Here is a 7041-nt window from a genome sequence, read left to right as displayed (position 1 = left end):
CCGGTGAGTTAGGCATTTTAATAAGTAATGGCGATGTAATTACTGAAGGAACGGATTGGTTCAACGCAGAAGGAACGGACTGGTTCAATGCAGAAGGAACAGATTGGTTCAATGCAGAAGGAACAGATTGGTTCAATGCACAAGGAACAGATTGGTTCAATGCACAAGGAACAGATTGGCTGCGAGTGGAAGGAACGGATTGGTTCAACGCAGAAGGAACGGATTGGTTCAACGCAGAAGGAACGGACTGGTTTAATGCAGAAGGTGCAACAATTTCAACTGAAAGTGTAGAACAAGCACTCCTGGACGAGACAGTGGTTAACAGCACTGAGGAATCAGATGAACTGCTAGACCCAGTATTCTAAACAAGATTAAGTTACTGTAAGTATTGGCCGCACTTAAGTGCGGCCTTTTTCAAAAGAGAAAGTTATAAGGGTTGAACAAACAAGATACGAATAACCGTCAATGATTAAGCAGATTATGTTGAATCGAGTTAACGCAACACTTATCATCGGTTGGCTAATCATTGACCTTTTGACAACGTTAAAGGCTAACCCTTGGATTGAGGCTGAAGAATTGAAACTGCGATTTAGAATTATACAAAAGATTATGGTCAAGCTCAGTACACTCTTACTGACTCTAACCATGGTTAGCAGTGCTCTGGGCGATGAGGAAAACATTCGCTTCCAAAAAATAGCGCTTGAGCAAGGTTTGTCGCAAGAATTTATTATTACCGCATTTCAGGACTCTGAGGGCTTTATGTGGTTTGGCACCCAAGAGGGACTAAACCGCTATGATGGTTACCAATTTAAAGTTTTCACTTACAGTGTAAGAAACAGAGAATCGTTGAGCTCAGATTGGGTTTTTAGTATTGCGGAGTATGACGAAAATACTTTGTGGATTGGCACTCGTGGGGGAGTCAACGTTTTTGACAAGTCGTCGCAGACTTTCAGTCATTTAGTGCATGACAAGGACAATGAAACAAGTTTGAGTAGTGACAATGTTAATGTCATACATAAGTCAAAAAACGGAAAAATGTGGGTTGGGACTGGCGAAGGTTTAAACCTCTACAATCCCACTTCAAATTCTTTCCAGAGAATTGGTCTTCCAGATTCAAGCACCGATACAAAATTTATTCAGAGTATAGTTGAGGATAACAATGGATTGCTATGGATTGCAGTATCTGGAAGAGGCTTGATTGGCCTTGATTCTTCTAATGGAAAAATAGTTCATGGCTTTGAGGATTTGTCGAAACGCTTCGCCTTTTCAGCGACCGGAGAAGTTTCTTTGGCTTTTGATAGTCAAGAGAATCTCTGGATAGGCAGCCAGAACGGACTTGATGTGGTATCACTAAGCGCTTTGAGCACAGGCGAGAGTAAAATTGAAGTCTGGTCACCTGAGCAGACTCGAAATGTTAACATCCAGCACATATACAAAGACCGAGATGACGTTATGTGGGTGGCCACTGACAGCGGCTTATTTAGGTTGAACTCCGATGGTGAAACATTTTTACACCTTCAACATGACAAACAAGACCCTTTTAGTCTATCTAGCCAGAAATTGACCTATCTCTACCAAGATCGTGGTAATGTTTTTTGGGTGGGTAGCAACAGTGGGTTGAATAAATGGAATACCGCGACCGCGAATTTCGATCATATACGCGTGACTGCAGACGAAAATCAATCTCTTAGCGGCAGTTATTCAACAGCTTTTCATGATGGAAAAGACGGTTTTATGTGGCTGGCCTCTCTTGAAGGATTAGATTTACTTGACCAAGCAACCGGCCAGATTACGACCTTAGAATTTGAAGGCGACTACGACACTACATTGCTGCACAACAAAGTGATGGCGCTTCATGCAAGTGAGGATGGAAGCGATTTATTCATCGGATACCGTGAAAAAGGCATGAGTCATCTAGATGTTGACACCATGACGTATAAACATTATCCCTTTGACCCTGCCAACCCTGAAGGTATTGGCGCGCCTGGTGTGACAACCATCAAAGATGCGGGCAATGGCAAGCTTTGGGTGGGCACATTTGGTGGCGGTCTTAACTTGTTTGATATTCAAACTGGTCAATTCATCAAGTACAAAACTGATGGTGAAAATTTACAAACATTGAGCAGTAATCGGGTGTTATCCATTACACGAATGAGAAATGGTTTACTTTGGGTAGGTACTTGGGACAAAGGGTTAAATATATTTAACCCTACTACCGGAACCGCGATGCGAATTGACTCGGACAAAACAGCAGCTAAATCTCTTGGTGCTGATACAGTTTGGGACATTCTTGAAGATCCTAACGGGAGCGTGTGGGTAGGGACAGCAGGCGCGGGTTTAGCAAAAATAAGCAAAGAGAATATTGAAAACGGCGTATTTGAATTTGATCGTATTTCACGCTATGAAGGCCTACCAAGCAGCACAGTATTCGGTATCCTGGAAGATAGTAATGGTTTTTTATGGGTAAGTACCAATCGAGGAATTTCAAAAGTCAATATCGAAACCAACGAATTGCTAAACTACGACAGTTCTCATGGGTTACAAGGCAATGAATTTAACTCAGGAGCTTTCCACAAAGCCCGCGACGGTAAAATGTACTTTGGTGGCACCAACGGGGTGACGGCTTTTTATCCTGATGAAATTGCGCCCAATCAACATATACCCCCAGTGGTTTTGACTAAGTTTCAAAAGCTAAATGAAGTGTATTCATTAGATTCGGGGGGAAGCCAGCGCAACAATATTCAAATTTCTCATAAAGATTATTTGATCGCGTTTGAGTTTGCAGGCTTGGATTTCGCGTCGCCAAACAACAATCGATATCTGTATAAACTAGAAGGCTTTGATAACGATTGGATTGAGGCTGGCGATATTCGTAAAGCGACTTATACCAACTTGCCTGCAGGTAATTATTTGTTCCGCGTCAAAGCGTCGAATAACGATGGTATTTGGAACGAGCAAGGAGCAGATGTTGCGTTAACTGTATTGCCAGCGCCCTGGTATTCATGGTGGGCGTATACAATTTATGCGTTATTTGCTCTAGGGCTGATTTATTGGATTTATCGCTCTTACATTAACAAACTGGAAAAAGAAGCAAATTATCGTCATGAGCTTGAACTTGAAGTGAAAAATCGTACGGTTGAGCTTCGAGAGGCTAACGAACAACTACTTAATGCGAGTGTGACGGACCAATTAACTGGATTGCACAATCGCCGTTATTTGAACAGCATTATCGATCAGCAATGCGCAAGCGTATTCCGTGATTTTGAAGCGAACCTTAAAAAAGGCGGAATGAATGCTGAAAGTGGTCCAAGGCTGTTCTTCTTAATGTTCGATTTGGATGGCTTTAAACCTATTAATGACACCTATGGCCATGATGCTGGTGATAAAGTTATCTGTCAGGTCAGTGATTTACTTAAAACCGTCTGCCGCAAGTCGGATACCGTCATTCGCTGGGGTGGGGATGAATTCTTAGTGATGGGCCGTGTTGAAGAAACGCAAGAAATTGAGTTACTTGCAGAGCGTCTACGGAGCAAAATTGCCGCCTATGGATTTGATATTGATCTTAAACAAAAGATGCATTTGTCATGTTCGATCGGATACAGCATGTTCCCATTCTCGCATCACTACCCAGATTCGTTAAGTTGGGAACAGGTTCATTTGCTTGCGGACAACGCTTTGTATAAATCCAAGGAAGCGGGACGTAATCAATGGACAGGAATTTTACAATCTTTGGAAATGCCGCCAGTGAGCATTATGAATACCTTGACGCAAAATATTGATAGTGTCATTGGTGAAGGCTATGTTCGCATTAAACAGGCAGATCGCGAAAATGCCCCTAAGGTGTTGGATATAAAATCCAGAAGACGCTAGTTAGCTGAACACAAGATTTGTGAAGGCAAATTCTGCTAATTTAGCGCATCAAGCTCACGTTTTAATTTGTAGAATGTGGGCTCACTAACACCTAACATCTCAGCAGCCTGAGCCATGCTATAAACCGGTGTGCTCAAAATCCCTTCTAGTACAAGCAACTTTATTTTTGCCACGCAGTTGGCAATAAACACTTTGCCTTCTGCTATGGGCATGAGTGCATCGGTAATTTGATGCCAATTGTCCGGGCGATGCTGATTATTCTGATTCATTTCGGCTAATATCTTGTCAACTTTTCGTCTGGCGGTGCTTTGCGAAATCGACAAGCGCGCAGCGGTTTGGCGCATTTTTCTGTCTGTTGCCAAATAGGTTTTAATAATCAACTCGTCCTCAATCCAATTACCAAAAGGCGCGTTAAAAAACTGTGGATGTTGTCCTGCTGCCGCCAATTGCTGTTTAAACAGTTCCAGCAAATAGGCTAAACAGTCGTCTGAACTGATAAACTGAGGCGCTGAATGTTGTTCAGTCTGGTGAATCGGCGCGGTAGGTGGTGGCTGATGAGTTACTTGACCGTTTTGTGCCGGCGTTGAATTCGCATTGTTATCACTAATACCGTTTGACTGCATCACAGGTGTCACGGGTGGAGAAGGTAATCCATTGGTTGTGGCGTATCCGTTTTGTGCTTGGTGTTGAGCATCATCTTCAATGTTAAGCAGTTCCCACTCTATCACCTGTCCTTCGCTGAGCAGCGTTGCCTGCATCAATCTATTTTCTAGTTCACGAATGTTTCCTGGCCAGGAGTATTCTGCCATGCGACGAAGCGCTGTATCGGACAGCACGCGTTTTTCAACCTTAAATTGTTCAGCAAATTTGGCCAAAAAATGTGAGGAAAGCAGTGCAATATCTTCTACCCGTTCTCGTAAAGGTGGGTTGTGTAAGGTGAGAACATTGAGTCGGTAATACAAGTCTTTCCTAAATGTACCTAGTTCGACTTCCTGTGCTAAATCTCGGTTGGTCACGGCAATGATTTTAACATCCACTTCAATGACTTTATTGCCACCAACTGGAGTAAAGTGTTTTTCCTGCACAAATCGCAGAAGCTTGGTTTGCATATTCAGTGGTAATTCACCAATTTCATCCAAAACCAATATGCCGCCATTGGCGTCTAGGACTTTACCTTGTGACGTGTTCTGCGCGCCGGTAAACGCGCCCTTTACGTAACCAAATAATTCGGATTCAATCAAGGTTTCTGGAATGGAGCCGCAGTCTACAATCACAAAGGGTTTGTCGCCTCGGTTGCCCATAGTGTGCAACGCATTGATCAAGCGCTCTTTGCCCGTACCACTTTCTCCCGTGACTAATACGGTGGTATCAGTTAATGCCGCCCGCTTGGCTTGTTTCATCAAGTTTTCCATCGCTTGAGATCGATAGATAATACTGCTTACTTGCAACCCTTCTTTTAATTGCGCCAATTCATATTGCAGTTGCTCATTCTGCGATTCCAGCTTGCGGTTAAGTTCTTCTTCCAGGCGACTTCTGCGCAGTGCTTTACCGAGTTGTCTTGTCAAACCCGACAGCAACACCTTGGTGTCATGTTTAACTTCAAAATGCTCAGCATTACCACAAATGAAAAAACAATCATCGGTTTCAATCTCAAGTGGCAACACTAATAACAACGAACTGCCAACATACCGCTCGGACGGTTTTTTAGTGTCCAAAACGGTGTTTTTCATCTGTTTTATTTCGCTCAAAAACGCATGATCTTTAGTGTTGAGCGCGACAGCGTTGTCAGCCACGTCGATGGAGAACTTGTAACTCATCTGATCTAATTCATCGTCACTGATGATGCCTGCACAACTAAAATCGAACGTCTGAGCTAAACGTTGGACAACACTTTGGCACAACTGTGTGAGATCATGTTTATCGGCTATTAATGAAGATATATCCCACAACAAAAGCATGTTGCGATAGTCGGTTATCGTATCGGCAGTGAAGATGCCACCAAGGTAATTAAATTGCTGTTGATAAAGATTAAAGTCGTCTTTTTGCCAAGTAATAATGGAAGGTTGATTCTCCTGTTGAGCAACCTTAAGAGCCTGATCGGTGCGGTTAATTAAGGTACTTGCCCGTTCAGACTCAGTTTCTATTTTCTCGTCATGTTCAACAATAGCGGCACCCAAATCAAATTGCAGGTTGATGGCACCATCCAAGTATTGTTTTTGCTGCAACACTCGTTGCAGTTTTTTAGCAAGGCTTGCTACGTCGGTTTTTTCATTTGCTGGAAAGGCAACGCCAAAAAGTGCACCGCCAAAGCGACTCAGGATGTCTGCTTCTCTTGTTACTGATTTCAATTCAGTGGCGATTTCACGGATCACGTTATCGCCAAATTCATGGCCAAATTTTTTATTGATTTGGTGAAAGTCGATACAATGCAGCATCACCAAACCCACAGAATAATTCTGGCTAAGCAAGGCAATTTTATTTTGCATTACGGTGCGAGGGTTCAAATTAGTGAGCGGATCTGACAACAGGGCTAGGTAATCGCCAATCAACCTAATTTGCATACTCGCTGATTCGAGCATTTGCTCGATGGAGGCCATTTTTTCGATTTCTTCTGGGTTTCCCTGTTGCATGTTTTGATCAAACCAACTGGGTATTGCCGATTCAAATGTTACCTTCATCCAAAAAAAGGATGTCGTGCTAAACGACTGTATCGGGGCACGACGGGACTTAGAATCTGAGCTTTGATTATCACTTCCTGTTGCATCTCTTACAGGTGTAGGCAACTCTGCAATGATGTATTCGGATATTTTGATAAGGACCGTTTTTTGGTCTAGCACGATGTAGACAATGTCTGAGTTTCTACTGTTAAATTGGATGACACCTGGATGCTCAAAATCAAAATCTTGTGTTAATGGCAATTCATCGTTTTCAAATTCACCCACAACAACTTCACCCATTTTATCGCTGACCTGAGGGTGAAAAACGCTGATGTTTTTCGCACCAGAGAACGACATCAGGCTGCTTAGATGGTGAAGTAATACGTCTTTCGGGTTCAAGGTTATGGGTTCCGTAGTGCCAATCTGAATTAATATTCCATATCTTGCGCGGTTATGCAATGGAAGCAGAGAGGCGAGACAGGGCCAATATGTTTAACCAAAACAGGGAATTGGG

General features: G+C 42.9%; 3 protein-coding genes. 2 read left to right on the top strand and 1 reads right to left on the bottom strand.

Translation table 11 applies throughout. The features are described 5' to 3' along the window. The first annotated feature begins 87 nt into the window (after positions 1-87). Together FM019_RS21155 and FM019_RS19715 are read left to right on the top strand one after the other, a co-directional pair. Entirely contained in the window at positions 88-291 is a 204-nt protein-coding gene (locus tag FM019_RS21155) for a hypothetical protein (protein WP_409553418.1), read from the top strand. Positions 292-465: 174 nt separating this feature from the next. Further along, positions 466-3870 carry a two-component regulator propeller domain-containing protein gene (locus FM019_RS19715; protein ID WP_143837788.1) on the top strand — a complete coding sequence of 1135 codons (3405 nt, stop codon included), beginning with the start codon at positions 466-468 and terminating at the stop codon, positions 3868-3870. A gap of 35 nt (positions 3871-3905) precedes the next feature. Here the strand turns inward: FM019_RS19715 and FM019_RS19710 are convergent, their stop codons facing one another. Then, positions 3906-6884, bottom strand: a complete 2979-nt coding sequence (locus FM019_RS19710) for a sigma 54-interacting transcriptional regulator (protein ID WP_221934401.1) — start codon at positions 6882-6884, stop codon at positions 3906-3908. Between the last annotated feature and the right edge of the window lie 157 nt (positions 6885-7041).

Source organism: Aliiglaciecola sp. M165, from assembly GCF_007197995.1.
Lineage (GTDB): Bacteria > Pseudomonadota > Gammaproteobacteria > Enterobacterales > Alteromonadaceae > Aliiglaciecola.
The sequence above is the reverse complement of the archived record's forward strand: the minus strand, read 5'-3'. Positions and strand labels throughout refer to the sequence as shown.